This window comes from Jeotgalibacillus marinus (genome assembly GCF_040801915.1).
GTDB classification, from domain to species: Bacteria; Bacillota; Bacilli; order Bacillales; family Jeotgalibacillaceae; genus Jeotgalibacillus; species Jeotgalibacillus marinus.
Map to the genome: position 1 here is coordinate 88346 of NZ_JBFMIA010000009.1, position 25128 is coordinate 113473.

Here is a 25128-nt window from a genome sequence, read left to right on the forward strand (position 1 = left end):
ATAACATGACTGTGAATCAACTTCAGAAACGAAAAATCATGGATTCCGAAGCACCGAACCGGTCGACAGGAATTGTAAATGGACAAAGTTCAAATATTTTAAACTGGGACGATGTCCGCTATTCTTGGGCTTATCCAAAATACAAAACGATGCTTTCTAACTTTTGGACACCATTTGAAATCAACATGGGAAATGACATCAAGCAATTCCCTCAACTTACAGAAGCAGAACAAGAAGCTTTCTTAAAGATTATTGGACTACTTGCCTTGCTTGATAGTATTCAATCAGACTATGCTGGCAAAGTTGCTGACTATCTAACAGACTCATCTCTCAATGCGTTAATGATTATGCTCGCTCAACAAGAAGTCATTCACAATCACTCTTACTCTTATGTTTTGTCTAGTATCGTGTCAAAAACACAACAAGATGAAGTGTTTGAATACTGGCGCACTGAGCCTACTTTACGACAACGAAACGACTTTGTCACGAATGGTTACGAGGCTTTTGCGGAAGATCCGACTGTTGAGCATCTTGCACAGTCCATCGTTTACGATGTTATTTTAGAAGGTCTTTTCTTTTACTCAGGATTCGCATTTTTCTACAATCTCGCTCGCAACCAAAAAATGGTCTCAACCTCAACCATGATCAATTACATCAACCGTGATGAACAAATTCATGTGGGGTTATTTGAAAAAATTTATAAAGAGCTGTTGAAAGAACACCCAAACATCCAAACAGAGGCGCACGATCAATTTGTGCAGGATACGTTCCGTAAAGCAGCAGAGCTTGAAATTGCATGGGGACATGAAGTGATTGGCAATCGTTTCGACGGCATCACAATGGATGACCTTGAGCAGTACATTCAATTCATGGCGAATAAACGATGTCATCAGCTCGGTCACGGAAGAAACGTCTTCCCCGATGCTCCGACGAAAAATCCTTTACGTTGGATTATTGCCTATCAAGAAGTTGACCAAGGAAAGACCGACTTCTTTGAACAAAAATCACGGCAGTATACGAAAACATCAGATGCGAATGGGTTTGATGATTTGTAAATTGGTGGGTTCGTATGACTAGTGTCGAGAAGGGTTTGTGGTCGATCGTGGGTAGGTTTGCTCACTAAATGACAATAGAACTTATTCTATTTAAAAAGCGATCAGCCAACACGGCTCGATCGCTTTTTAAACTATTTATTGTTCTGCTCACGATGTTTTTTTAGCACCAATTCACTCCTACTAGCGAGTTCCAAATAAAAATTGACCTTCCATAATAGTTACAGCCTTCCCATGTATCAGGCTCCTTTCCTCTTTTAACTCTACAACTAACCTCCCACTCCTTTTTGAAGCTTGAAGGGCTAAAAATTTATCTTTATTTGTTTTTTTATGCCAATAAGGTGCTAATACGCAATGGGCAGATCCAGTTACAGGATCTTCATTTTTTTTGCTGTTTGTATAAAAACAACGCGACACAAAATCAATATCTTTTTGATTGCTTTGACATGTTACAATCACTCTTCGTCCATCAATCTCTCTTAGAAGTAACAGTTAGGACTTAAAGGGGTTGGCTCGATTACAATAGGATAGACTCCCTAATTGCCAGCAAGCTCAAGAGGGCTATTTTAGAGGAATGTTGCTTTACTTAGGGAATATAAATCAAATCACTCGGTAAAGATTCTTCCCCATCATAGGTACCTGATGTCACAAAATACGAATAACCACGCATTACCGTATAACCATCCCATCTAGAAGGGGGGAAAGTCAGTGAGAAAACCGGTATTATTTCCCCAGTTTCTTCATTAACTTGATATACATATAATACCTCTTCACTACTATCGTCACTGTAATTCATACTAATATCTAAATACGCAATTTCGTCAGGACGAAACGGGTTGGGCTTATACCCTTTAATAGTGGGGGTTAGTATGTTCACTTTAACAGTATTTTCCGCTGGAACATCGTACGTATTACTTACAAATTGCTCACCCTCACTATTTGTTGCAATCACATAGTATGAATGTCCCCGTTCTGCGTCGAAAGAAATTTCCTTTCCCTCGTCACACTCATTAAGCCCAATGATCCCAAAAAGTTCATCCTCTGCGTCTTTATTAACTTGATATAGTTCTAGAGTAGAATCAAATCCAAAGGACCGTATCGTGTCCACGGAAAAATGAGAGGTTACTCTAAAACGAGTAATTTCCTCATAAGAGCCTTTCATGGTACGATCTTTTGATTGAGCTCCTATTGGAGAACTCCCCACCACAAAAAGAGAGTTTCCTACTAAAAAAACACAACTTACTAATCTTTTCTTTAATGCCATACTGTATTTACTCCTTTGATTTTATTACAATCAATCTTATGAAAATTTACGTGGGTGTAGTTTGTGCTTCGTTTTTAACTAAAAGGTCACCATGGCTCTATATCTTTGCCAGATCTACCTTGCACCAGAACGCTTTGTTTCATTTATTTAGTCTGATTTGTAATCATATTATGGGCTTTTTGGATTTCTCCTTCACTAACATGCTGATAATAAATGCCGTCAATAATCAATTCTTCACCTTGAATTTGGTGACTTTCTATATTTTTACCTGCGGAATAGTAATTTTTTGCAATATACTGCATGTCACTAAAAGATAGATTGGTCTCCACATTATTCTTAACTGCATCTAAAATATCTTGATATCGTTAAAAGAAGAAAGGCTTCCTGTTTTATTAATAATTTCAGTAAGGACCTGACGTTGTCTGTCTGCTCTACCGTAATCTCCACGTGGGTCTAGTTTACGCATACGTACATATCCAAGAGCTTGATCACCATCTAAATGAAGTTCCCCTTCTTGATAATGGAACCCCTTTTCATAAAGACCTTGTGTATCGGTCCATTCAAAGTCGTTATAAACGTCAACTCCGTCAACAGCATTGACCAAATCTACAAAACCTTCCATTTGTAAATTGATATAAAAATCGATGTCTATATTTAAGAACTGTTCGACTGTATCAATGGCCATTTGAGCACCACCAAAAGAATAGGCGGCATTAATCTTATCAACACTATCATGTCCGACAATCTCGGTTCTTGCGTCTCTAGGAATAGAAAACATTTTTACAGATTCATCTTCAGGGTTGATAGTAGCAAGGATAATCGAATCAGTTCGTCCTCTTAAATCGTCATCGTTTCCCATAAGCAGAATCGTAATCGGTTCTTTATTCTCTAACTTTTCATTTGTTGTTATGATAGCCTCTTCGTCTCTGGTTGGTAGAGGTGCATATATATCATCCGCAGTCCCTTTAACTGAGTTATAAATAGAATGTACGCTCATACCTATCATTACAATGGCTAATCCTGAGAAAATACATAGTGTCCAATATATCTTCTTTTTCATTTGTTCTATTTCCTCATCTCTATTTTTTGGTGAAAGTTTCAACGAATTTAATTGAGTCTCTTACAAACAAATTCAAATGAAGAATCTCTTGAGGATTGTTTCTTCAAGTCATTTGTAAACTCTCACGATTTATTTGTTGCTCCTTCTTAGCTGTATTGCAGCACCAATGATCAACGTTACTATTAAAAATATAGATTTTTTCATATTGTTCATGTTCACCTCGTTAACTGTAATCTGTATAAAATTCTCTGTCTTCCTACATGCTTAATTCTATAGACGTTTTCACCTCCATTTTTAAATCCTTCGCAAAGAAATTAAAGATTCCATATCAAGTGGACGAAAGATTATCTACCTATGACAAATACCACTACAAATTGGGGATCTTTTTAGCTTATAAATTCACATACATACCTTTAAAATTGAAAAGGTTGCATTGTCCCATCTAGCTTTTCTAAATCGAAATTATTTTCAGTCAAATAGTCTAATAATTTACGTAAATATTGTACTGTTGTACTTTGCTCATGTAATAAGATCACCACGTCTTGGTTCCATTCTTCAATCTGATTAATCGTGTAAGGTACATAATCTGATCCCTTGAATTTCCAATCTTCACTATCCACATGCCAATCCCACATTTTAAATCCATTATTTTTGACGGTTTCTCGATATTCTTCTGTCATACATGGAAAACTACCGTATGGAGTTCTAATTAGCACTGTATCTATACCAGTAATTTCCTTTAATGTTTGATTCCCCTTATTAATTTCATTAAGAATAGACTGACTAGATTTGTAGAATTCCGTCTGATCATGTGTTACCCCATGTAGGCCTACACCATGGCCATCATCGACCATTCTTTGGACTTCATTTGGATGATCTTTCATTCTTGGCTCTATCATAAAAAAGGTTGCCTTCGCATCATATTCGTTGAGTAAATCGAGCAATTCGCCAGAAATATTATCAGGACCGTCATCAAAAGTAAGATATGCAACTTTTTTATCTTCGTTTTTTGCTTGGCTATCATCAGTGACTACATCGTCATTATCTTCTTGGTCGTCATCAGTAACTACATCGTTCTTATCTACTGTGTCATCAAACGACTCCTTGTTTTTGGCAACTGCATTCTGTATTGAACTTGAAGAATCTTGATTTACATCATTGATACTAATTGCTATTATTAGCAACCCGATTGAGATGCATATTAGTAAACCTCTGAAAATGAAAGTCTTTCTGTTCTGTCTCATAATGTTATCCTCCACTAGATCTTAAGATATTATTTTTATCGTTTGTTTAAATAAGACATGATCCCATTAAAAATAGCAGTTGATACGTCTTGTTTAAATTCTTCTGAATGTATCAACGACTCTTCTTGTGGATTGCTAATATAACCTAGTTCAAGTAGAACCCCTGGTATATCAATTTCACGTATAACTTTTAAATCTCCAGACTTTAACCCTCGATCTCTTAAGGTTAGGGATTGATTCAGACTATTGTTTATGCTTTTCCCTAAACCCTTTTGAAATTTATGTTGGTAAAATGTTGTAAAACCACCTACGGATCTATCATCTGGAAAACTATCAAAATGTATACTAATCAAAGCATCTGCATTGTATGTCTCAACTAAATCCACTCTCTCGTCTAATGAAACATAACGATCGTCCTCTCGGGTAAGCTTTACATCTACTCCAGCTTCTTTTAGCTTTTCAAATAATATTTTTGATGTTTCTAATGTTAAGTCTTTTTCTAAAATCTCGCTAAATCCAATTGATCCAGGATCTTCTCCTCCATGCCCAGGGTCTATTAAAATCGTTGGAGATGCTTCTTGATTGTCAGATTTCAGTCGTTCTTGTGTTTCACTTTCTGATCCTGTATAAGACTGGGAACTAACAAAGTCCTTAAATACTATACTTCCTCCTAATAATACAAATATTAGCAAAATTATAAATTTTAATTTTAGTTTTTGTCTTTTTCTTTTAATTAATTCCATTTTTTCTCCTCCAAAGGATGTTATTCGTTTTTATATACTAAATTAATAGAATATTTACTCTTAACGAAAACGGTAAATCTATCGTTATAATTTCATTTTCATTCCCTTGTTCTGTTTGATTTACATTTAAACACTCTCACGACTTGTTGCTCCTACTTAGCTGCTTTGCAGCATCAATGATCTTAGTTACTATTAAAAATATAGATGTTTTCACCTTCATTTTTTAATTCTCATCAATTGATTCAATCTATCAGATTGTTAGTTGTTGCTTAATTACATTGTAACGACTGAATCTGTAGTTCTTCTGAAGGTCAACTGGAGAGTGTCTGGATTTTAATAGAAATAATTGGCAGCATATTGGGTCTTGTATTGAACTAAGACCTTTGGGCTGAAAGAACGAACGAGAACAAAAGAAGTTTGAGGCAATCATGGACATGATTTATCCGAGGCCTAGCGATATGGTCTTGCAGAATTGAAGCAAGAATTAATCTAATCGAAGAAGCGATACAACGAATTGATCAAGGTGATGCAATCGCGGTGGTTGAAATGGCATAACAGAATGTAAGAAAGCGAAGAAAAAAGAAGTTGAAGAGGAAAAAACCATTAAGAAGATGGACAAAAAACTCCAAAAAAAGCCATTTTAATAGAAACTTAGATGCATATTGACTGTTTATACTGCGATTCCAAACAACTGGTGACTGGATCCAACTTTATTTTGGCAGACTCCATCTTTGGACGAAGTTGTCCAATGCGCCTATTTCTCCAAATAAAGAGCTTACCACTTTCAGCTATCTCTCATAGACGTCGTCCTCTGTTCTTGCATATAATTGAGTACGTCTAGTTTGTCGCTTGCGGAATAGGTTGTATAGGATTTTCCGCTTCCCCTCTGTATTCAAATCGTTTCAGCCAAGTACGAAAACTACCTGGGTCTACATCTATAAAATCTGCGATCCCTCGAAGGGAACCTTCACCTACTAAATATCTTTTGACTGTCACTAGTTTTTCTTCTTTTGAAAATTTAGCCATAAAAAACTGCACCTCCAACTGTTAGTGGTGTCTAACAATTGGGGTGCAGTTCAGTCAACTAAATGGTAGAGGGGCGTTGCTTTACTTAGGGAATATAAATCAAATCACTTGGTAAAGATTCTTCCCCATCATAAGTGCCTGATGTAACATAATACGAATAACCACGCATTACACTATAACCATCTTAGCTAGAAGGAGGGGAAGTCAATGTGAAATCTAGTTTTATTTCCCCAGTTTCTTCATTAACTTGATAGATATATAAAACTTCTTCACTACTATCGTCACTGTAATTCATTGTAATATCTAAAAGAGCAACTTCGTCAGGACGAAACGGGTGTAGCTCATACCCTTCAATAGTGGGTGCTAATAAGTTCTCATTAACAGTGTTTTCCGCTGGAATATCGACTGTATCACTTACAAATTGCTCATCCTCACTATTTGTTGCAATCACATAGTATGAATGTCCCCGATCTACGGAGAAGAAGAAAATATCTTCCACCTCTACATACTCACCAAAAAAAGCACCTGCAAAAACTTCATCATCTCCGTCTTCATTAACTTGAAATACTTCTATTTCAGAAGCTCCAAAGGACAGTGAGATGTCAACGGAGCCAAAACCACTTACTCTAAAACCATTAATTTCAGCATAAGGGGCTGGGTCGTTCAGGGTACGATCTTTTGATTGAGCTCCTACTGGAGAACCTCCCCCCATAAGAAAAGAGTTTCCTACTAAAAAAACAATCAAACAACCAACTAACCATTTTTTAAATGCCATTTTGTATTTCCTCCTTTGGTTAAATTTTCTTACAAGCATTATTATAATCTTATTAAAGTTTACGTAGGTGGAGTTCGTGCGGAGTTTATGTGGAGTTCGTGTGGAGTTTTTAATTAGTAGATTTCTTTAAACTTCACAATCTTCACCCGTACTAGCAGCCATATAAATATACGATTCACGACTCGTATCAATTGTGAGCACAGAGGTTGATCCACTGTTTTTCAACACCTGTCTTACATAAGCAGTATTCGGATCAGGTAGATTGTTCAGTACTATAAGGCTATCCACAGTCGTATTAAACCAATCAACTTCCATTCTAGTTTTTTAATAGATAACCGCTGTTTTGAGTCATTAACCGCTTCTGTCGTTGAGTCAGCGATAATACCACTTGTCAAACAACACGACTAATAACAACTCAACAAATATTTTATAACCTCCTATATCCCACAGTTCAAACTGTCCTAACAAAAATCCAACAACACAAAAACAGCACTCAGAATAATAGCTGCGTAGACGTACGTTCCAGTTATTGTTTTGATAAGACTCTCCAGGTCTCTAAGTCCAGACGCTTCGACCATTCTTCTCTGATCTCATCTATATGATGCACGGCTCTAACCACTCGAATGAACTTATGTCGCAATCAATAAGTAACTCTCCTTTCAAAAGACATCCACAAAGTGAGTGCCCTACTAACTACAGATAAACTACACTTAAACTCTACTTAAACTACACCACAAATGTTTAACCCTTTGATAAAATCTATTAAACGACGTACAAATCGTCGTTGTAACTATCCCCTCAGATCAAAAATAGACTTTCTAGGCGAGGGGCCCCCTTGCCCCTCGCCTAGAAAAACGCCAAACCTTTAAAAAGGTTTGGCGTTTTTTTGTTATATATATCCACCACCTAGATAGGAGGTTCTTATTCCCTAATCGGATAGCTCAATTTGTTTAACTGGAAGGACTAGTAGTTCTTCCGCTCCAATAGAAGCATTGAAAAAGCGAAACATAATAATAGGTATAGTTTCATAGATCACATCCCCTCTCAAGTTGTTCTTGTATAACATATCAACCACTGCTCTTTTCGCCTAACCTTTTTCAATTCTTAGGCAACCCGTACAGTCAATCTCCACGTTCCATATATTGGTCTTTAGACTCTCAAAAATATGCGCCGGCATCCATCGCTACACCTTTTTTCCCAATCTAATTTCTTTTTGACCATCTTTTATGTATCTGAAAGCCTTATTATATCGGTACTTTTTTGGGTTTTCACGGAAGCTATAGATGTGAGGTACGTACATTATATATGCGTTCGATACGTATTTTTTCATGGAAGAGAAGTAAAGAGCGTTCGTTTTAACATATAGAAAACCCGAATAATGCACGAACAAGAATAGTTATCTAACATAAATACAAATAAGACAGCCGATATACTGAATGGTAGTTGGCGGTCTTATCTGTATTTATTACAGGGGATTATTACCAGTCTGTGTGTTTTTCCTTGTAGTCCTTGAGTCCGAACGGATTTTCGTCGATTATATCTCCATTTTCGTCGATTTGATTTCCATTTTCGTCGAATTCAGACTGTGTAGATCCTCCATTTTCGTCCAACATAAACGTCATTTCCTGACTTGCTTTCAGAAATTCTTCAAATGTCATATCACCATAAAATTCTTTCGTGAAGGGATCAATTTCCTTCCTAAATTCAAAAAATTCCTCGTTCGCAAAATTCATAGGTATTAGATTCCATTTTTCTTCAACATCATCCATCACTTGATTCTCTTTAATATTCTTTAGCCCTTCATTTAGCATATCAAGCAATTCTGTGTTTCCTTTTTTGACAGCCATTGCAGTTTGAGAATTCACTCCACTAATTGCTCCATTAACTTCCTTCCCTCCATCCTGAAAGGCCTCGTTAGTAAGATCCCAAAAATAATCACTCGTCTGATCTAAAATCTGTATGCCGTAATTTCTATCTTTCCACAATACCTCATAAAAAATAAATGTTGACTCCAACGCCACATCGGATTGACCGTTTATCACGTCTTGCAAAACTTTATCGGTTGTATCAAAACGACGTACGATCGCACCGAGGTCTTCAGCGAATAGCTCGGCGATAGTTTCAGCCACTGAACCTGTTTTAACCGCAAGAACGTCTCCTTTTTTAATATCGGTTACGTCCTTAATGTTACTTCCTTTTTTAGATGCTAAGGATCCATCGTACATCATTATCTCCTCAGAAAAATCAACTTGTTCTGAACGCTCAGATGTAATTGCTAACGATGTCGAAGAAATGGCGGCATCAATTTGTTCTGTTTGAAGTGAAGGAACAATAGAACCAAAATTCATCGGTTTGAAATCAACTTTAAGTCCTTGGTCTTCTGCAATGGCTTTGATGAGATCCGCATCAAAGCCTGTTACAGATCCATTTTCATCGATGTAAGAAAAAGGAGCATTCGCATTTTCAACACCAACTACAATAGTATCTTTCTTATAGCTAACACTATTTCCTTTTTGACTGTTATTATCGTTTCCCGCATTACTTTCAGGGGTTGAACTACATGCAGAGACGACTACCATTAAAGAGATTAAAATGCTGATTAAACTATTTTTTTTCATCGATTATACTCCTTTTTTCTTTTTGATATTTGACTTAAAGTAATTCAGAAACAGCTCACACTACTTGTTTAGTTCATCTAAAAAGGCGTTTCTATTTTCTTTCAAGGACTTTTTCAGTGCCCTCCTAATCATTCGCCTGGGGGTTTGTGCTATACTTTATCACGTAAATCCATATTGATTTAAAGCGAAATACAGTACAAAGATGAAAAAATATCATTTGCAATGTGAAACCGAAACTTAAATGAAAATCACAAGGGGAGAGTGAAGTGACTGCACCAAATATTCTTAACCAAGATTTCCGATCCCTTTGATAATCGATACATTTAGAGAAGGCTTTAAGTAAACGGAATCACCCAGAGGGTGTGGTCATTCTAGTCGCTCACCGCCCCAACTTTCCATATCTTCCTTGTACGCAGAAAATGAACCATCACCGACACTGAACAGTTCTTTCATGTGGGGGTCAATTTCCATAACAAAGTCCCAATTTTCCTCGGTAAAATGCTTCGATATTGCTAGATTCCATTTTTTTTCGATATCAGACATCACTTGATTCTCATTAATGGTCTTTAGCCCTTCATTTATCATACGGAGCAATTCTGTGTTTCCTTTTTTGACAGCCATTGCAGTGCTATTAGTAGCGGTACTAGTAGGACCGTCACCTTCTCCATAGGAGGCCTTCAATAGATAACTTAATGCATCACCATTTAAAAGCTGTATACCGTAATCTCTATCCTTCCACAATACATCATACAAAACATATTTTGACTCAATCGCCACATCGGATTGACCGTTTATCACGTCTTGCAAAACTTTATCTGTTGTATCAAAACGACGTATGGTCGCACCTGTTTCTTCAGCGAGTAGCTCGGCCATATTTTCAGCCGTTGAACCTGTTTTAACGGAAAGAACGTCCCCTTTTTTAATATCGTTTATCTTCTCAATGTTACTTCCTTTTTTAGATGCTAGTCCTGCATTGTCCGCCATTATCCACTCAGAAAAATCAACTTGTTCTGAACGCTCAGACGTCATTGCTAACGATGTCGAAGAAATGGCAGCATCAATTTGTTCTGTTTGAAGTGAAGGAACAATAGAACTAAAATTCATCGGTCTGAAATCCACTTCAAGTCCTTGGGCTTCTGCAATGGATTTGATGATATCCACATCAACTCCTGTTACATCTCCCTTTTCATCGATATAAGAAAATGGAGCATTCCCATTTTCAACACCAACTACAACTGTATCTTTCTTACTACCACTATTTGCTTTTTGACTGTTGTTATCGTTTCCCGCATTACTTTCCGGGGTTGAACTACATGCAGAGACGACGATCATTAAAGAGATTAAAATGCTGATTAAACTATTTTTTTTCATCGATTATACTCCTCTTTTCTTTTTTATATTGACATAAAGTGCATCTGAGACAGCTCACACTACTTGTATTAGTTCATCTAAAAAGGCGTTTATATTTTCATAGGCGCTCAAACAAATTTCAAAGTACTTTACTCAAGAATTGTTTTGTCCGTTCATTTTGAGGGTTTTTAAACAAAAGAGTCGGGTTATTTACTTCTACTATAGATCCCTCGTCCATAAACACGACTCTGTCACTTACTTCTTTCGCAAATCCCATTTCATGCGTCACAACGACCATCGTCATTCCTTCGTCTGCTAGCACCTTTATGACATCAAGAACTTCACCAATTGTTTCTGGATCGAGAGCAGATGTAGGCTCATCAAATAATAGAATTTTAGGTGCCATGGCAAGTGCCCTAGCAATGGCAATTCGTTGTTTCTGTCCACCAGATAGTTCACTAGGATAGGCGTTTACTTTATCCTCTAGACCGACTTTTTTTAGTAGATCCATCGCTTTTTCATTTGCCTCTTTCTTGTTCACATCCTTCACTTTTTCCATCGCTAGCGTAATATTGTTTCGTACGGTTAAGTGGGGGAAAAGGTGAAAATGCTGGAAAACCATTCCGATCTCTTGGCGAATCTTATTGATATTATGGTGCTTATCTTTTAAGTCTTGACCATTGACCATGACGGTCCCACTTGACACCGTTTCTAATTTATTTAAACAACGTAGAAGTGTACTTTTGCCAGAACCAGAAGGACCGATAATACTCACCACTTCACCTTCTTCTACGGTCAAACTGACAGATTTCAGAACATCTAGCTCACCAAATGATTTTTCTACATCAGACATTGCTATTACATTCATCTCAATTTCAACTTCCTTTCCATAAGATTAGAGATTTGAGTCAAGCTGTATACCATCACAAAATAAACCAATCCAATAATTGTCCAAACTTCAAAACTTGCGAACGTCCTACCAACAATGATGAATCCTTGTTGTGCTAATTCTGCAATTCCAATTGTATAGAGAAGAGAGGTGTCTTTTAATGTAATCGTCACTTGATTCATGAAGGCAGGGATCATTCTTCTGAAAGCTTGCGGTAAGATGATATACCGCATGGCCTTTATTTTTGATAATCCAAGCGTTCGAGCTGCTTCTGTTTGACCTTTATCAATGGATTCAATTCCTGATCGAATAATTTCCGCAAAGTAAACCGCTGCATTCACAGTAATTCCGATCATACCAGCCGTAAGTGGCTCCATCTTGATAAAGCTGAATGAGTTTAAGCCAAAATAAATAAAAAAGAGCTGAATAAGGACGGGTATCCCTCTAACCAGATTAATAATGGATAGTGCCATCCACTTAATTGGCTTAAATCGAAAAGAGCGAAGCCAAGCTAAAACTAACCCTAAAATAAATCCGAAAAATAATGTCACGAATGTAACAAAAATCGTGAGTTTTATGCCATCCCATAAAAAGGGTAGATTATCAATTAAAATAACTTTAACAGCATCCCATGTCATGTTGATTTAATTCTCCTTACTGGTTTTTTTGTTGCTCAATGAATAGTATAAAGATTAAATCTGTAGTTGATGTGACGTTAGTGCGGAGTTCATGCGGAGTTTTGTGGTAATATGTGTTAATTAAAAAGAATAAGGAGTGAACAAGAAAAAATCCCTCCACCACTGAATGGTAAAGGGATGTTGCTTTACTTAGGGAATAGGAGTATACATCGAATCACTTGGTAAATATTATTTAATATCAGAATTTTCTGATATTAAATAATACGAATAACCACGTATTACCGTAAACCATCATCGCGAGAAAGGGGAATTAAATGATATCAGCAAGCTTATTTCCCCGGTTTCTTCATTGATTTGATAGATATGTAATGCTTCTACATTACTATCGTCACTATAATTCATTCTAATATCTAAAAGTGCCAATTCGTTAGTGCAAAACGTGTGTGGCTTATACCCTTCGATAGTGGAGGCTGGTAAGTTCTCATTAACAGGTTGTTCTGGAATATAGAAAGCTGGTATACCCGAAAAAGAATCCATAAATGGTTGTAATAATTGATTTAACAAGATCTTTTCCCTTACTAACTTTTACACCTAATCTTATTGTAGCTTCTTTTATTTACACTTTGTTCGGTCAATATTTCCTTTAGGAATAAGAATAGTAAACAATACACCGTTTTGTTCATTTTTCAGATCATACGTAATACTTAACGCATCAAAAATTCGTTTCACTATATATAAACCTAGCCCGCTTCCACCCGTATGACGATTTATTGAATTTTCTGTTCGGTTGAAAGGTCGTTCAAAAATTGTATTCAAGTGTTCACTTTCCATCGTTATACCTAAATTGAATACTGTTACCTTTACATGTGAGGATTCGTCTTTAATTTCCACTTCTACCTGTGCTTGCTCAGGTGAATACATCATGGCGTTATGAATAATATTATGGAGGGCTTTGTTAAGCAATTGTTTGTCCGTATACACCTTAATTTCATCATCAATACGTGTAACTACGGATAAGCGCTTTTGCTTAGCAAAATAGTCTAAACTTTTAAGATTTCTTTTCACTTCTTGAGAAAGATTAATTTCAACTACTTCAGGATTAAATCCTACTTGATCTAACTTTGACAATTGAAGGATTTCACGCAATAAAATCTCCATGCCTTCCATTACTTGTAAAGATTCACTAATATACTTTTCGCGGTTTTTATAAGAACCTACTTTGTGTAACATTCCTTCTAATTGTCCTTTTACAATGGTAACCGGTGTTTTTAATTCATGAGATACTGCGCCAAATAAATCTTTCCTATCCTTCTCTACTCTCTCTATATATTCGATATCCTCTTGTAGCTTTTCATTTTTGATATACAATTCTTTCAATGAGTTTTGTAAATTATTAGACAGTTTATTTAAGCTCTTTGATAATTCACCAATCTCATCTTGGGATTGATACTCACTTTTTTTTGAAAAGTCTAGATTCGCCATTTTTTTTGCAACTTTGTTCATGTCCAATAATGGTTTAGATAATTTATGAGAAAATAAGGAAGCAGTAAGGATTGACATAACTAAGATCAATACACCTAAATAAGGGAAAAAAACTAAGAGAGCCTGTGTAGCTTCTTCAACGGCCTGTCTTGATATATAAACATCTGTGTTTTCATATCCATTCTCCCCATGGGACTCAACTAATCTGAGTTGGGTATGTTCCAAAAAATTATCTTCAGTTGTATACACATTTTTTGCATTACCAAGATTTATATCTGTATAGTAATCTTTAGGAGGCGCATGGATGATGAAAACATTATATTTTTCTGAATATTCATCAATGACCTCCCTATGGAACGCTTCTGATTTTGAATATTGAATGAGATCAAACATCTCCTCCATACCTTCAGCAATTTGCTTAGATTTGTAATTGACATAAAAATTAGGTAAAAATGTAATAATGAATAAATAAAGAAAAATTGCGAAAAAAATGAGAGCGATTGTTGTTATAAAGAAAATCTTAAACGTAATCCCTTTTTTTAAGATAGATTTTTTCCAATCACTTTTCAAGTATGTATCCAACTCCTTTCACAGTTTTTATATAAGGTCTATCTATTTTTTTTCGAATATTTTTTATATGAGTATCAATTACTCTTGTATCTCCATGATAATCATACTCCCATAACTGTTGCAAAATATCCCTTCTTGTAACAACCTTGTCTTGATTTTTTACTAACAAAATAATTAATTCAAATTCCTTTGTAGTTAACTCAATTTCTACGTTATCTATATATATTTTATGAGCATCTACATCAATATTGAGATCTTCAAATACCATTTTTTTAGTATCTTCTTGATACGTTCGTCTAAGAACCGCTTTTACTCGATTCACAAGTATGTTAAAAGAGAACGGTTTTGTAATATAATCATCGATTCCTAGTTCAAAACCTCTCAATTGATCAAATTCATCTCCTAGCGCTGTAAGTAATATGATAGGAATACTTGATTTCTTCCGAATCATTTGACATATTTGAAATCCGTCCATTTTCGGTAACATGATATCCAATATGATAAGATCAAAATTATTGTTTTGATATTTCTTTAAACACTCTTCTCCATCATTTGCTACTTCAACATGATAATGTTGAGATTCTAAAAATTCCATCACTAAATTCTGGATATATAAATTGTCTTCTACGACCAAAATTTTATACATTTTCTTCATTCCCCTGTTGTTGAAATTTGCTGACTGTGAAACACTCTCTTCTTATGACCAGTATTCCACATATTCAAAATTGTATAATTATTGATTTTCAAAAAAATGCTTCTGTTACGTAGTTGGATGATTATTTGCCACCTGTGTCTTCAACATTCTCTTAAAATTAAGTACACTTGATTTTTCTACTTTAGTGTTCCTCCAAAAAGACTGAACATAGATAGAGATTAAAAATCTGTTCCTCTTTTCTCATAGAAAGTTAAAACTTCTTGTTCAGCTTCTCCTGCTCTTCTTCTTCAGCTTCTTGTTTGTCTTCTTACATCTTCACCTTCTGTTATTTCATCAAATTGTTCTCTGTTAATTTTTATCGAAAATCCTCAACTTGTCCTTTGGCACAGCCACGATTCTTTCTTTGAAATTACGGGTACATTATTACGTAGCCCATGTTCCTTAATTCTTCCAAGACCCCTGGCATACTGTCTACATAATTTGCATATACAACAACAGATTCATACAAAGTGTTTTCCGTGTCCATTTCACAGAAGTCTTGAGAATTAACTAGTTCGTCGTTTAGTGTGCCAGTAAATGATTCAATTTCTGCGAACAGGTCATCCGTTATATAGACAGAATTAGTCCCACTATCCAATACACCAACAACTGTTACAGGGAAGTTTCTGACTTCTTCCTCATTTACCATAAATAAGTTCAGGCTGAATGTGTGACCAAGTACCTCTTCATCAAACCATTCTTCACCTTTAACTGCTTCAATCTCATTCATATCTTCAACGTTGTGGTCAGGAGATCTAGGAGATCTAAGGCTAGAAGGGAATCGGTCCCCGACGATTACTTCGTATTTTGATTCTGGCAGGCGGCCTTCAGCCAACTCGATACCTGCTTCTAATACAGAAGGGAAATGAGGTGAATAAGTGGACACAATCCCTTCATAGCCTTCAGTTGTATACTTGATACCAAGACAAAATTGACGAACTCCCTTTTTGCGAGTAACAGCTCGAACGCCTTCAATGTCTTCCATTCGAGTAATATCTTCATCATTTAGGTTCTCCGTAGAAACTTCAATCCCTACTACTTTTGTACTCTGTGGTATTTCTACCTCAATTTTTGGTGTATACAGTCCATAGGCAATCAAAAGTACGATTAAAAACGTACAGCCCGTTGCGATCATAAAGACCTTGTTTTTCTTCGTGTTTTGACGAATAAATCGGAATTGATCTTTTAATTTCATGCAAATTCACCGCTTTTTACAAGTTTTCCATCCGTAATCGTGATTGTGCGTCACTTGATCGTCATTCACGGTTGGTAGAACAGCAATGGTGTTTAAGTTTTCTGGAATCGTAAGCCCATCGGCATAACCGTTTTCTTTATTGATCATGCCACATAGTACTAGCAAGCATACGTTCAAGTTGGTCAAATGTTAAAGGTGAGTGGATCAGCCTCCACAACAACGCCAACACCGAAGAAAGAATACGTCCAACTACCTTTGTCTGCTGCTACATAGAGAACATACAAACTTGTGACGATTGATACGTGTCGTGGCAAGCGTAATATTTATGTGGCGGTTAGTACTGGTGCTAAGATTAGCAGAAAATAAAAAAATATGTACCTACTAATTAAAAACTCCACACGAACTCCACATAAACTCCGCACGAACTCCACCTACGTAAACTTTAATACGGTTATAATTAGAATTGTAAGAAAATTTAACTAAGAGGCGGAAATGCAGTATGGCATTTAAAAAATGGTTAGTTGGTTGTTTGATTGTTTTTTAGTAGGAAACTCTTTTCTTATGGGGGAAGTTCTCCAGTAGGAGCTCAATCAAAAGATCGTACCATGAACGACCCAGCCCCTTATGCGGAAATTACTGACTTTAGAGTAAATGATTTTGACTCCGTTGACATATTACTGTCCTTTGGAGCTGCTGAAGTAGTAGTATTTCAAGTTAATGAAGACGGAGATGATGAAGCTTTTGCGGTGGTGGTGAGTATGTAGAGGTGGAAGATGTTTTCTTCTTCTCCGTAGATCGGGGACATTCATACTATATTTTTGCAATAAATAGTGAGGGTGAGCAATTTGTAAGTAATACATTCGATGTTCCAGCGGAAAAATAATGAGAACTTACTAGCCCTCCCTTTTAAACGTATTCCCCGGTGCTCCGACGAAAAATCCTTTACGTTGGATTATTGCCTATCAAGAAGTCGATCAAGGAAAGATGGACTTCTTTGAACAAAAATCACGACAGTATACAAAAACATCCGATGCGAATGGGTTAGATGATTTGTAAATGCTCCCACAGGAGCCGCTATGACAATAGAACTTAGCCTATTCCACAGCCTTTAAAATAAAAAAGCGATCGGCCAACACGGCTCGATCGCTTTTTAAACCAATTTATTTTCTTGCTCACGCTGCTTTTTCAGCACGAGTTCACTCATACTGGCGAGATCCAAATAAAAATTGACCTTCCATAATGGTTACAGCCTTCCCATGTATCAGGCATCTTTCCTCTTTTAATTCTACAACTAACTTCCCACTCCTTTTTGAAGCTTGAAGGGCTAGAAATTTATCTTTATTTGTTTTTTTATGCCAATAAGGTGCTAATACACAATGGGCAGAACCAGTTACAGGATCTTCTTGTTTTTTATTTTTTGTATAGAAACAACGTGACACAAAATCAATATCTTTTTGATTGCTTTGACATGTTACGATCACTCTTCGTCCATCAATCTCTCTTAGAAGCGAAAAGTTAGGACTTACTTTATAAACATCTTCCTCTGATTCTGTTTCAACAATATAATCTAACCTGTTTTTCTCCACTGCTAAAATTGGGATATTCAACGCGTGCTTCAATTGGCTAGGAAGTATACATGGCTCAGGACGTTCGATAGGAAAATCAAGCTGGATCCAATCTGTATTTCTTTGCGCAAGTAAAGTACCACTCTTGCTATTAAACTTAATTAACTTCTCATTTACTCCAATGTGTTCCCATAGAATGTGAGCCGCCGCTAATGTAGCATGTCCACATAAATCTACCTCCCCTTCATCAGGAGCAAACCATCTTATGTTGTAAAAGTCTTCGCTTTCTCTCTTATATAAAAACGCTGTTTCTGATAGATTCATTTCTTGAGCTATATTTCGCATTAGTTCTTCTTCTATTTTTTCTTTCAAAATACATACACCAGCTGGATTACCTGTGAAAGGTCGTTCAGCAAAAGAATCTACCGTAAAAATTTTCATGATATTCACTCCTTTTTTTAATGCAATTTTTTTCTCTCCCGTGGTATCTAAACCTTTAGATAAAAAAGCGATCGACCAACACGGCTCGATCGCTTTTTAAACTATTTATTTTCCTTCTCACGCTGCTCTTTCAGCATACTCTCGATTCGATCTAACTGTTTTTTTCGTCCAAATACACTACGAACAATAAGAACGACTCCAACGATTAGTCCTGCTAAAAAAAGAAGCATCACCAATTGAAAAATAGCGTCCACTGCGTTAAATCCGCCCATAACGTTCATCTACCCTTTCGAATAATTATGTATTAATACTATTATATTGATATTTTACCTCCCTCACTTTCACAAGTCAAAAGCTCAACAAACACTCCATTACCTGTCAATTCAAATAAAAAAGGACAACTTCGCTCACAGGTGGAGTCTGCCCAAAATGAAGATGAATTTATCCATCAGTTGTTCGATATTGCTTTCATTTTTCATTTTGCGTAAAAAAGCCTAGAAACCATTGGAATAAAAGGTTTCTAGGCTCAATAACAAGATTATATGTGAATATTGAATTGTACATGCTTATTGTTTGAAATGCTTATTCAATATATCTAAAGTAATATCTTTTGCATTTAATCCTGTATCATCAATATTGGTAACAAAAACATAGGAATCGTCTCCATTTTCTACAAATCCAACGTACCATCCTACTTGACCATCTGGTCCATCCGGTGACGATCCTGTTTTCCCGTAAAGGACATAAGGAGTGTCATCTTCTTGAGCCATCATACGCTTCACTGTTCTCATTATATTATTATCAAAAGGAAGGTCTTCCTTATAGAGTTTTTCTAAAAACTCCACTTGTTCCATAGGAGAGATGGCTAATGAGCTGCCTAACCAAAACTGATCTATTCCCCCACTAATGTCTTCATTTCCATATGAAATTTTTGAAAGCCACTCTTGCATCTGCTCTTCACCAATGTCACGAGCCATATCTTGATAGTACCATACTACTGAATATCTCATAGCTGAACCAAGGGTATTGTCTTCATTCCATTTTTCGATTTCTCCTCTGTCAATGCCATCCCAGTATTTTATTTCGTATTCATTTTCTACTGCTCCAACTTGTAATCCAATTAATGAATTAGCAATTTTAAATGAAGATGCAGGTGTGTATCGCTCATTTGCTATCTCTTCATTATATACAAAAGTTTCTTCTCTTTTTATATCACGTAAAATAAACGTTCCGTTGTAATCGTTAAAGGATTCTTCAACTTCAACTTCTATTTTATTTATATCTTGTGTCTCTTTAACATCTTCTGTGGTACGGACTTGAATGGTATACGCAAAGGTAATAACTAATAATAAAAATAAAATAGAAAAGAAATAAAACTGTTTTTTCACTACTATCATCATCCTCATTAAGTAATATTAAGCAAATTTAGTCAAAGAAATATATGTTCTGTCAAAGATACCCGTTTTGCCGTGAAAAATACGTGATTTATAAGCTGTAAACGTTGGTATGTAAATGATAAATCACCATACGTTCATGAATGGTTTATCCTCTTGGCACATCCCTGTCCGGTCTGTGTATACATATTGTTTAGATCTATATAAATATCGTTTAGGTTTGTGTGTAGCGTTGTTTAATAGGATCTATCGGTAATGTGTGGAACAAGTAAAAGAACACCTTGCGTCAATCATTCCGATCTCTGCTTGGTGTTCTTCGGATTTAATTATTGACCTGTATCATTAGCAAGCGGTTTTGTCGCTTCTATGGCTTCTGTTGCTACCCCTAGGGCTTTACCTGTTGCTTCTTCGATCGCTTCTGCTAGGATGCTAGGTTCTGGTTCTTCGTTTTTTGTATCTAACCAATAAAATACATACGATAATGCAAAAAGAAGAGAGGAATAAAAGAACACGGCTGATAAAGCGGGATAGACTAGCAATAAAAATAACAGGGTAAAAAGATAAATCAGTATCATTGTTAAACATCACCTTTTTTCTTCTCTTGTATGGTGCGGGTTGGCTTTAAGTCCACCCCACAACGTGTTCAGTCATCATCTATTACTCTATATGTTCGATAGATTCCATATGCGATGAAAATCAGATACACCAGCACTGTTATGGAAATCATGTACAATGTGTCAGGCTTTAAAAGGATCGCAATGATGGTATAGAAGGCCATCAGTCGAATGTGGTGTAAGACTGTAAAAATTTACGCATATTAGTCCCTTTCCTGTTCATCGTGACCCGATCCCTTTGAATTTCAGGTAGCTTTTTTGTCTGTTCAATTAGTTCGTGGATTCATCCTCTGTTCCGTCACCAAATAGACCAGAAATCGCATCTACAAGGCCTTGGAAAAAGTCTTTTACTCCTTGCCAGAAGCCTTCATTATTTACGACTTCTCCAAGTTTGTCCTGAATTTTATTTGAAAGTTCCCCTAGCTGATCCTTAACATTATCGAAATTGATATTTAAACTTCTCATTTGTTCAAATAGATCGATTAGTCTTTGGCGATCTTCTGCGCTTAAATTGATTCCAAGTTTGGCAAGCTGTTCTTCAACGATCGCTTCAATATCTTCACGTGTTGCAGGGTTTTGATCTGCTATGGCTTGTTTGATATCAGCCAATAATTCACTTACTTTTTCTTCCTCAATACCTTCTTCATTCGCTAAGTCTGTTGCTAAGTTTAATTCATCATTAGCTACTTCTAGTCGTTCGGTATCGAGCTCCTCACCACTTACTTCGTATGCTTTATAAATACCTGTTAACGCAGAGTGTCCACTAACCTTGACTGGAGAAGCAACTTGAACGGTTGCATTTTCAATTCCAGCAGTCAGCAATGCATTTGCATACATCGTGTCTGTCACTTCTGTGATATTTTCAGGGGTCACTTGCTCAATGACGAGGCCTTTTCCATCTTCTTCGCGCGTAATTTTTGCAGATGAAAACATGCGAGCATTTCGATCTTCACCGTCAATAAAGCGAACAAGATCTTCTCCTGTAACCGTTATTTCTTCGACCATTTCTGGATTAGTAACACCGAGCATGTCACGAACTTCCTTTTTTTGAGCATCTGTTAACGAGCCACCAAGTACTAAAATTGGCAAGCCAAATTTTTCATTAATACTATCTTCGTTATTGTTTTCTGATGCAAACGTGCCATTTATCCCCAAATTTAGTGAGACGATAAAAGCTAGTGCTACCATTGTTAATCGCTTTATCATATTATCAATCTCCTTTTCTTTTAATTAATAAATTTTATTTCCCATTTAACACAAAACCACTAATGTCCTCACAAATAAGACGTTTACAAGGCAATGAAGGTTTCACTACATTCACATAAATAAATGCGGAGATTCTCTGCGTTTTAGGTTGTCTTTTGTAGATCTGTCGTTAAATGGATCGCTTGCCCTTTGACTTCTTGAGCAAATCCATCTATTTCGTTTATCGCTTGTTGAAGTGCCTGGACAGATGTCACAATTCCTTCAATGCTTTCATCATTTTGTTTTGCGTGTAATTGCAATACTCTCATTTCTGCTCCGACATTTTCACCCCCAGTTGCTGATTCACGAGAGGCCAAAACGACCATATCAAGCTGTTGTTTTAAGCTTTCTTGTAAATGAACAAGTTGGTCAAATACAATAGAAGCTTCATGAATGGATGACATACTCTTGTCCACTTGCTGATCCGTATGTTTTAGTGACGTCGTTACTTCCTCTTTGGCTTTTAAAATGTCTACTACAATGTCTCGAATGTGCGTTGATGCATCAGCTGATTGTTCTGCTAGTTTGCGAACTTCACCTGCTACGATCGCAAAGCCTTTACCATGCTCACCTGCTCTTGCCGCTTCAATGGATGCATTTAAAGCTAAAAGATTCGTCTGGTCCGCGATTTGTGTAATGGCATCGAGCGCTTGACCGATTTCATTCGTTTTTTGCTCAAGATGACTAACAACTTGCACAGAAAGCCTTGAGGAAGCCTGTACATCAGTCATTTGTTGAATTGTTTCTGCTAAGTTTTCTTTATTTGTTGTCGCTACTTGAATGACTTCATCTGTCAGTTCAAACATGTCATCTGAACGACTAGAAACACCTTGGACTTCTCCAACAATACGGTGCATATTCGCCTCTGTTTGACTTGTTGACTCACGATAACGCTCAGCAACGGCCTCCATTTTCTCAACCTGCTCACCCACTTGGCTGACTGCTTGAGTCGATCCTGACAAATGGGAAGATAATTCATTTACCTTTTCTTCAAGACGGTGCGCTGACTTTTCTACCTTTTGCAACACACCGCTAAGTGCTACCTGCAATTGTTCACTATCCTCCACTTTCATACGTGAGCGTTGAGCAGCAATTAGTAAAACAAGCCCAATTAACACGTACTGAGCAACGTAGTATACCCCTGTTAAAATAGAATTCTGCATACTTGTTTCAACAATCATTGGATCAGCAAACACAAGGTGAGTAAATTGAGCTACGACAAGTAAAATCGATGAGGCAATCAGTGACCCTTTCATCCATTTCGCATCGGCATATAGTGCCGCAATACCGAGTGGCACAAACCATAAAAACGGGACATTCACCCAACCTTTTGTATAAAAGAAAAATGCTAAAATAATTGTTGATAGGATGGACACTTGTTTAAAGTATATTGGAGACGAAGAAATTTTATAATAGCATGCTGGCACGAGCAATAATAAAAACTGAACGTTGTAAATGATATTTATGACGGTCCACTCTGGTATGCCATACATGACCACTTGCACCACCATGTTGATGATCATTAATACCGAAGCAAAAATAAAAATTTTACATAGCAAAGTCGATAAGCGCTCTTCAGAAAATCGATTTTCATTAACTGTTTGACTGTTCAATACTTTCCCCAACTTTCTCTTTATCGATGATAAATAAATTATACTTTATCCCCACCTTTAAAATAAACGTATTTTACCTTTATATTCTTTGAATTTCACATTTTCAAAAATTTACAAATGGATTGTCCTATTAATAACTTTTCTTAGAATTATTGAACCCTATCGCTTATGATTAACTTATTAAATAGAATTGGGGGATGAACGATGAGAATACTAATTGTTGGTGCAGGAGCGATCGGCGGTTATTTTGGTGGTCGCTTGGTTGAAAAAGGGGAGGATGTTACGTTTCTTGTCCGTAAAAAAAGAAAGCAGCAACTAGAACAATCAGGCCTAAAAATTACAAGTGTACACGGAGATATGGAAGCAACACCTACATTACTTTTGTCCGGTGAGGATTGCACACCATTTGATGTGGTCCTACTATCCATTAAATCGTACCAGCTTGAGGGAGCGATTAATGATCTTAAACCGTATGTTAGTACAGACACGATGATTGTTCCTCTATTAAACGGAATCTCCCATATAAAAAAATTGGTGGAGGCATTTGGAGAGGATTCCGTGCTTGGAGGTTTATGCTTTATCGAAACAACATTAGATTCAGATGGCACCATCGTTCAATCCAGCCCAATCCATGATCTTATATTCGGTGAACGGGACGGTCAAGTTACAGAAAGAATTCGCAAACTTGAAGCATTATTTAGCGATACGAGGGCAACGTTTCAATTAAGTAAAAACATCAATCAAGATATGTGGCATAAATATTCATTTATTACAGCTCTATCTGGCGTAACGAGCTTATTTCGAGCACCCATTGGACCCATTCGTGAACAAGAATCTGGTTTCAGAATGACTGCAGATTTATTGAATGAAATCTCTACTGTGATGAAAAAAGTGAATGCACCGATTAAAAGCAATCTACCAGAGCTTCAACTTGAAAAAATGCTCCAAATGGGGCATTCGATGAAGTCTTCTATGCAACGAGATATGGAAAAATCATTCCCAACTGAAGCCGATCACTTGCAAGGATTTCTATTAGAAAAAGCGTTAGAGCATCAAGTCGAAACACCGATTTTACATGCTGTCTATGCGAATTTAAAAATATACGAGGCTCTATTGGATTAAGTCTTCGGAACCCGTTCATTTTCAGAAGAAACAGGCATCCTATGGTGAGGCTTGGCTATTTTTGCGACTTTCTTGTATAATGGATTTAAAGTAACTTTTTGTAACTTTGTATCTTGAAATTTCAGTCTAATATATATAAGGAGGGGGCCACATTGCCCACACCACTTTGCCCCAAATATGAACAAGCCTTTCAACTGCTTGGTAAGCGCTGGAATGGTGTCATCATTCGTGTGCTTTCGAATAGCCCTAAACGCTTTTCAGAAATAGCAGAGCCGATCCCACAGATCAGCAATAAAATCTTGACCGAACGTTTAAAAGAACTAGAAGCACACGGCATTATTGTGCGAGAAGTATACCCAGAGATGCCTGTACGAATCGAATATCGATTAACAGACAAAGGGCATTCACTCACCCCTATTTTAGATGAAGTACAAAAATGGGCGGACGAATGGCTAAGTCAAAAAGAATCATGTGGAAAGTCAGCCAAATGATGGCTGACTTTTTTATTATGTGTATTTTCACTACCATTGTTCT

The 25128-nt window shown here is 36.5% G+C and carries 28 protein-coding genes and 1 pseudogene; 5 read left to right on the plus strand and 24 right to left on the minus strand.

What is annotated here, in order from left to right; translation table 11 throughout:
- Positions 1–5 precede the first annotated feature (5 nt).
- The gene (locus AB1471_RS11035; protein WP_367779823.1) at positions 6–1055 is read left to right on the plus strand and encodes a ribonucleotide-diphosphate reductase subunit beta; all 1050 of its coding nucleotides are present in this window, start codon (positions 6–8) and stop codon (positions 1053–1055) included.
- Between the two features lie 180 nt (positions 1056–1235).
- On the opposite strand, the gene AB1471_RS11040 is transcribed toward AB1471_RS11035, so the two are convergent.
- The 18 genes from AB1471_RS11040 to AB1471_RS11120 form a co-directional block, all read right to left on the minus strand.
- On the minus strand, positions 1236–1511 hold the full coding sequence (locus AB1471_RS11040) for a PhzF family phenazine biosynthesis protein (RefSeq protein ID WP_367779824.1): 276 nt from the start codon (positions 1509–1511) through the stop codon (positions 1236–1238).
- 127 nt (positions 1512–1638) lie between these two features.
- On the minus strand, positions 1639–2316 hold the full coding sequence (locus tag AB1471_RS11045) for a hypothetical protein (RefSeq protein WP_367779825.1): 678 nt from the start codon (positions 2314–2316) through the stop codon (positions 1639–1641).
- 143 nt (positions 2317–2459) lie between these two features.
- Positions 2460–2618 carry a hypothetical protein gene (locus tag AB1471_RS18580; protein ID WP_496350331.1) on the minus strand — a complete coding sequence of 53 codons (159 nt, stop codon included), beginning with the start codon at positions 2616–2618 and terminating at the stop codon, positions 2460–2462.
- Between the two features lie 44 nt (positions 2619–2662).
- Complete coding sequence (locus tag AB1471_RS11050; RefSeq protein ID WP_367779826.1) at positions 2663–3376, minus strand: LCP family glycopolymer transferase; 714 nt, start codon at positions 3374–3376, stop codon at positions 2663–2665.
- A 413-nt stretch (positions 3377–3789) separates the two neighbouring features.
- Positions 3790–4620 carry a polysaccharide deacetylase family protein gene (locus AB1471_RS11055; protein ID WP_367779827.1) on the minus strand — a complete coding sequence of 277 codons (831 nt, stop codon included), beginning with the start codon at positions 4618–4620 and terminating at the stop codon, positions 3790–3792.
- Positions 4621–4655: 35 nt separating this feature from the next.
- Positions 4656–5363 carry an N-acetylmuramoyl-L-alanine amidase family protein gene (locus AB1471_RS11060; protein WP_367779828.1) on the minus strand — a complete coding sequence of 236 codons (708 nt, stop codon included), beginning with the start codon at positions 5361–5363 and terminating at the stop codon, positions 4656–4658.
- 837 nt (positions 5364–6200) lie between these two features.
- Positions 6201–6389: a transposase gene (locus AB1471_RS11065; protein ID WP_367779829.1), complete on the minus strand. Its 189-nt coding sequence runs from the start codon at positions 6387–6389 to the stop codon at positions 6201–6203.
- Between the two features lie 184 nt (positions 6390–6573).
- Positions 6574–7164 (minus strand): hypothetical protein, encoded by a 591-nt coding sequence (locus AB1471_RS11070; protein ID WP_367779830.1) that lies wholly within the window; start codon positions 7162–7164, stop codon positions 6574–6576.
- Between the two features lie 126 nt (positions 7165–7290).
- Positions 7291–7452, minus strand: coding sequence for a hypothetical protein (locus AB1471_RS11075; RefSeq protein ID WP_367779831.1), 162 nt, complete (start codon positions 7450–7452; stop codon positions 7291–7293).
- 640 nt (positions 7453–8092) lie between these two features.
- Positions 8093–8239: a hypothetical protein gene (locus tag AB1471_RS11080; RefSeq protein WP_367779832.1), complete on the minus strand. Its 147-nt coding sequence runs from the start codon at positions 8237–8239 to the stop codon at positions 8093–8095.
- Between the two features lie 403 nt (positions 8240–8642).
- Positions 8643–9782: an ABC transporter substrate-binding protein gene (locus AB1471_RS11085; protein ID WP_367779833.1), complete on the minus strand. Its 1140-nt coding sequence runs from the start codon at positions 9780–9782 to the stop codon at positions 8643–8645.
- A gap of 366 nt (positions 9783–10148) precedes the next feature.
- Positions 10149–11153, minus strand: a complete 1005-nt coding sequence (locus AB1471_RS11090) for an ABC transporter substrate-binding protein (RefSeq protein ID WP_367779834.1) — start codon at positions 11151–11153, stop codon at positions 10149–10151.
- A 118-nt stretch (positions 11154–11271) separates the two neighbouring features.
- On the minus strand, positions 11272–12000 hold the full coding sequence (locus AB1471_RS11095) for an amino acid ABC transporter ATP-binding protein (protein WP_367779835.1): 729 nt from the start codon (positions 11998–12000) through the stop codon (positions 11272–11274).
- Positions 11997–12659: an amino acid ABC transporter permease gene (locus tag AB1471_RS11100; protein ID WP_367779836.1), complete on the minus strand. Its 663-nt coding sequence runs from the start codon at positions 12657–12659 to the stop codon at positions 11997–11999. The genes AB1471_RS11095 and AB1471_RS11100 overlap by 4 nt, the downstream gene beginning before the upstream one ends.
- Before the next feature lie 291 nt (positions 12660–12950).
- Positions 12951–13223 (minus strand): hypothetical protein, encoded by a 273-nt coding sequence (locus AB1471_RS11105; protein WP_367779837.1) that lies wholly within the window; start codon positions 13221–13223, stop codon positions 12951–12953.
- Positions 13224–13271: 48 nt separating this feature from the next.
- On the minus strand, positions 13272–14711 hold the full coding sequence (locus tag AB1471_RS11110; RefSeq protein WP_367779838.1) for a sensor histidine kinase: 1440 nt from the start codon (positions 14709–14711) through the stop codon (positions 13272–13274).
- A complete protein-coding gene (locus tag AB1471_RS11115) occupies positions 14701–15366 on the minus strand; it encodes a response regulator transcription factor (protein WP_367779839.1) in 666 nt (221 codons plus the stop codon). The genes AB1471_RS11110 and AB1471_RS11115 overlap by 11 nt, the downstream gene beginning before the upstream one ends.
- Before the next feature lie 409 nt (positions 15367–15775).
- Positions 15776–16600, minus strand: coding sequence for a hypothetical protein (locus AB1471_RS11120; protein WP_367779840.1), 825 nt, complete (start codon positions 16598–16600; stop codon positions 15776–15778).
- 533 nt (positions 16601–17133) lie between these two features.
- On the opposite strand from AB1471_RS11120, the gene AB1471_RS11125 reads away from it, so the two are divergent.
- Both AB1471_RS11125 and AB1471_RS11130 read left to right on the plus strand, forming a co-directional pair.
- Positions 17134–17364 carry a hypothetical protein gene (locus AB1471_RS11125; protein WP_367779841.1) on the plus strand — a complete coding sequence of 77 codons (231 nt, stop codon included), beginning with the start codon at positions 17134–17136 and terminating at the stop codon, positions 17362–17364.
- 169 nt (positions 17365–17533) lie between these two features.
- Positions 17534–17656: pseudogene (locus tag AB1471_RS11130) on the plus strand (ribonucleotide-diphosphate reductase subunit beta); the annotation flags it as partial.
- Positions 17657–17796: 140 nt separating this feature from the next.
- Here AB1471_RS11130 and AB1471_RS11135 read toward each other — a convergent pair.
- The 6 genes from AB1471_RS11135 to AB1471_RS11160 form a co-directional block, all read right to left on the minus strand.
- On the minus strand, positions 17797–18606 hold the full coding sequence (locus tag AB1471_RS11135) for a PhzF family phenazine biosynthesis protein (protein WP_367779842.1): 810 nt from the start codon (positions 18604–18606) through the stop codon (positions 17797–17799).
- A gap of 101 nt (positions 18607–18707) precedes the next feature.
- Positions 18708–18878: a DUF4083 domain-containing protein gene (locus tag AB1471_RS11140; protein ID WP_367779843.1), complete on the minus strand. Its 171-nt coding sequence runs from the start codon at positions 18876–18878 to the stop codon at positions 18708–18710.
- 294 nt (positions 18879–19172) lie between these two features.
- Positions 19173–19994, minus strand: a complete 822-nt coding sequence (blaOXA, locus tag AB1471_RS11145) for a class D beta-lactamase (protein WP_437342362.1) — start codon at positions 19992–19994, stop codon at positions 19173–19175.
- Between the two features lie 332 nt (positions 19995–20326).
- Positions 20327–20575, minus strand: coding sequence for a hypothetical protein (locus tag AB1471_RS11150; RefSeq protein WP_367779844.1), 249 nt, complete (start codon positions 20573–20575; stop codon positions 20327–20329).
- Between the two features lie 309 nt (positions 20576–20884).
- A complete protein-coding gene (locus tag AB1471_RS11155; protein WP_367779845.1) occupies positions 20885–21820 on the minus strand; it encodes a DUF1002 domain-containing protein in 936 nt (311 codons plus the stop codon).
- A gap of 143 nt (positions 21821–21963) precedes the next feature.
- On the minus strand, positions 21964–23472 hold the full coding sequence (locus AB1471_RS11160) for a methyl-accepting chemotaxis protein (protein WP_367779846.1): 1509 nt from the start codon (positions 23470–23472) through the stop codon (positions 21964–21966).
- Between the two features lie 204 nt (positions 23473–23676).
- On the opposite strand from AB1471_RS11160, the gene AB1471_RS11165 reads away from it, so the two are divergent.
- Positions 23677–24594, plus strand: coding sequence for a ketopantoate reductase family protein (locus AB1471_RS11165; protein ID WP_367779847.1), 918 nt, complete (start codon positions 23677–23679; stop codon positions 24592–24594).
- A 152-nt stretch (positions 24595–24746) separates the two neighbouring features.
- Positions 24747–25085 carry a winged helix-turn-helix transcriptional regulator gene (locus AB1471_RS11170; protein WP_367779848.1) on the plus strand — a complete coding sequence of 113 codons (339 nt, stop codon included), beginning with the start codon at positions 24747–24749 and terminating at the stop codon, positions 25083–25085.
- The last annotated feature ends 43 nt before the right edge of the window (positions 25086–25128 follow it).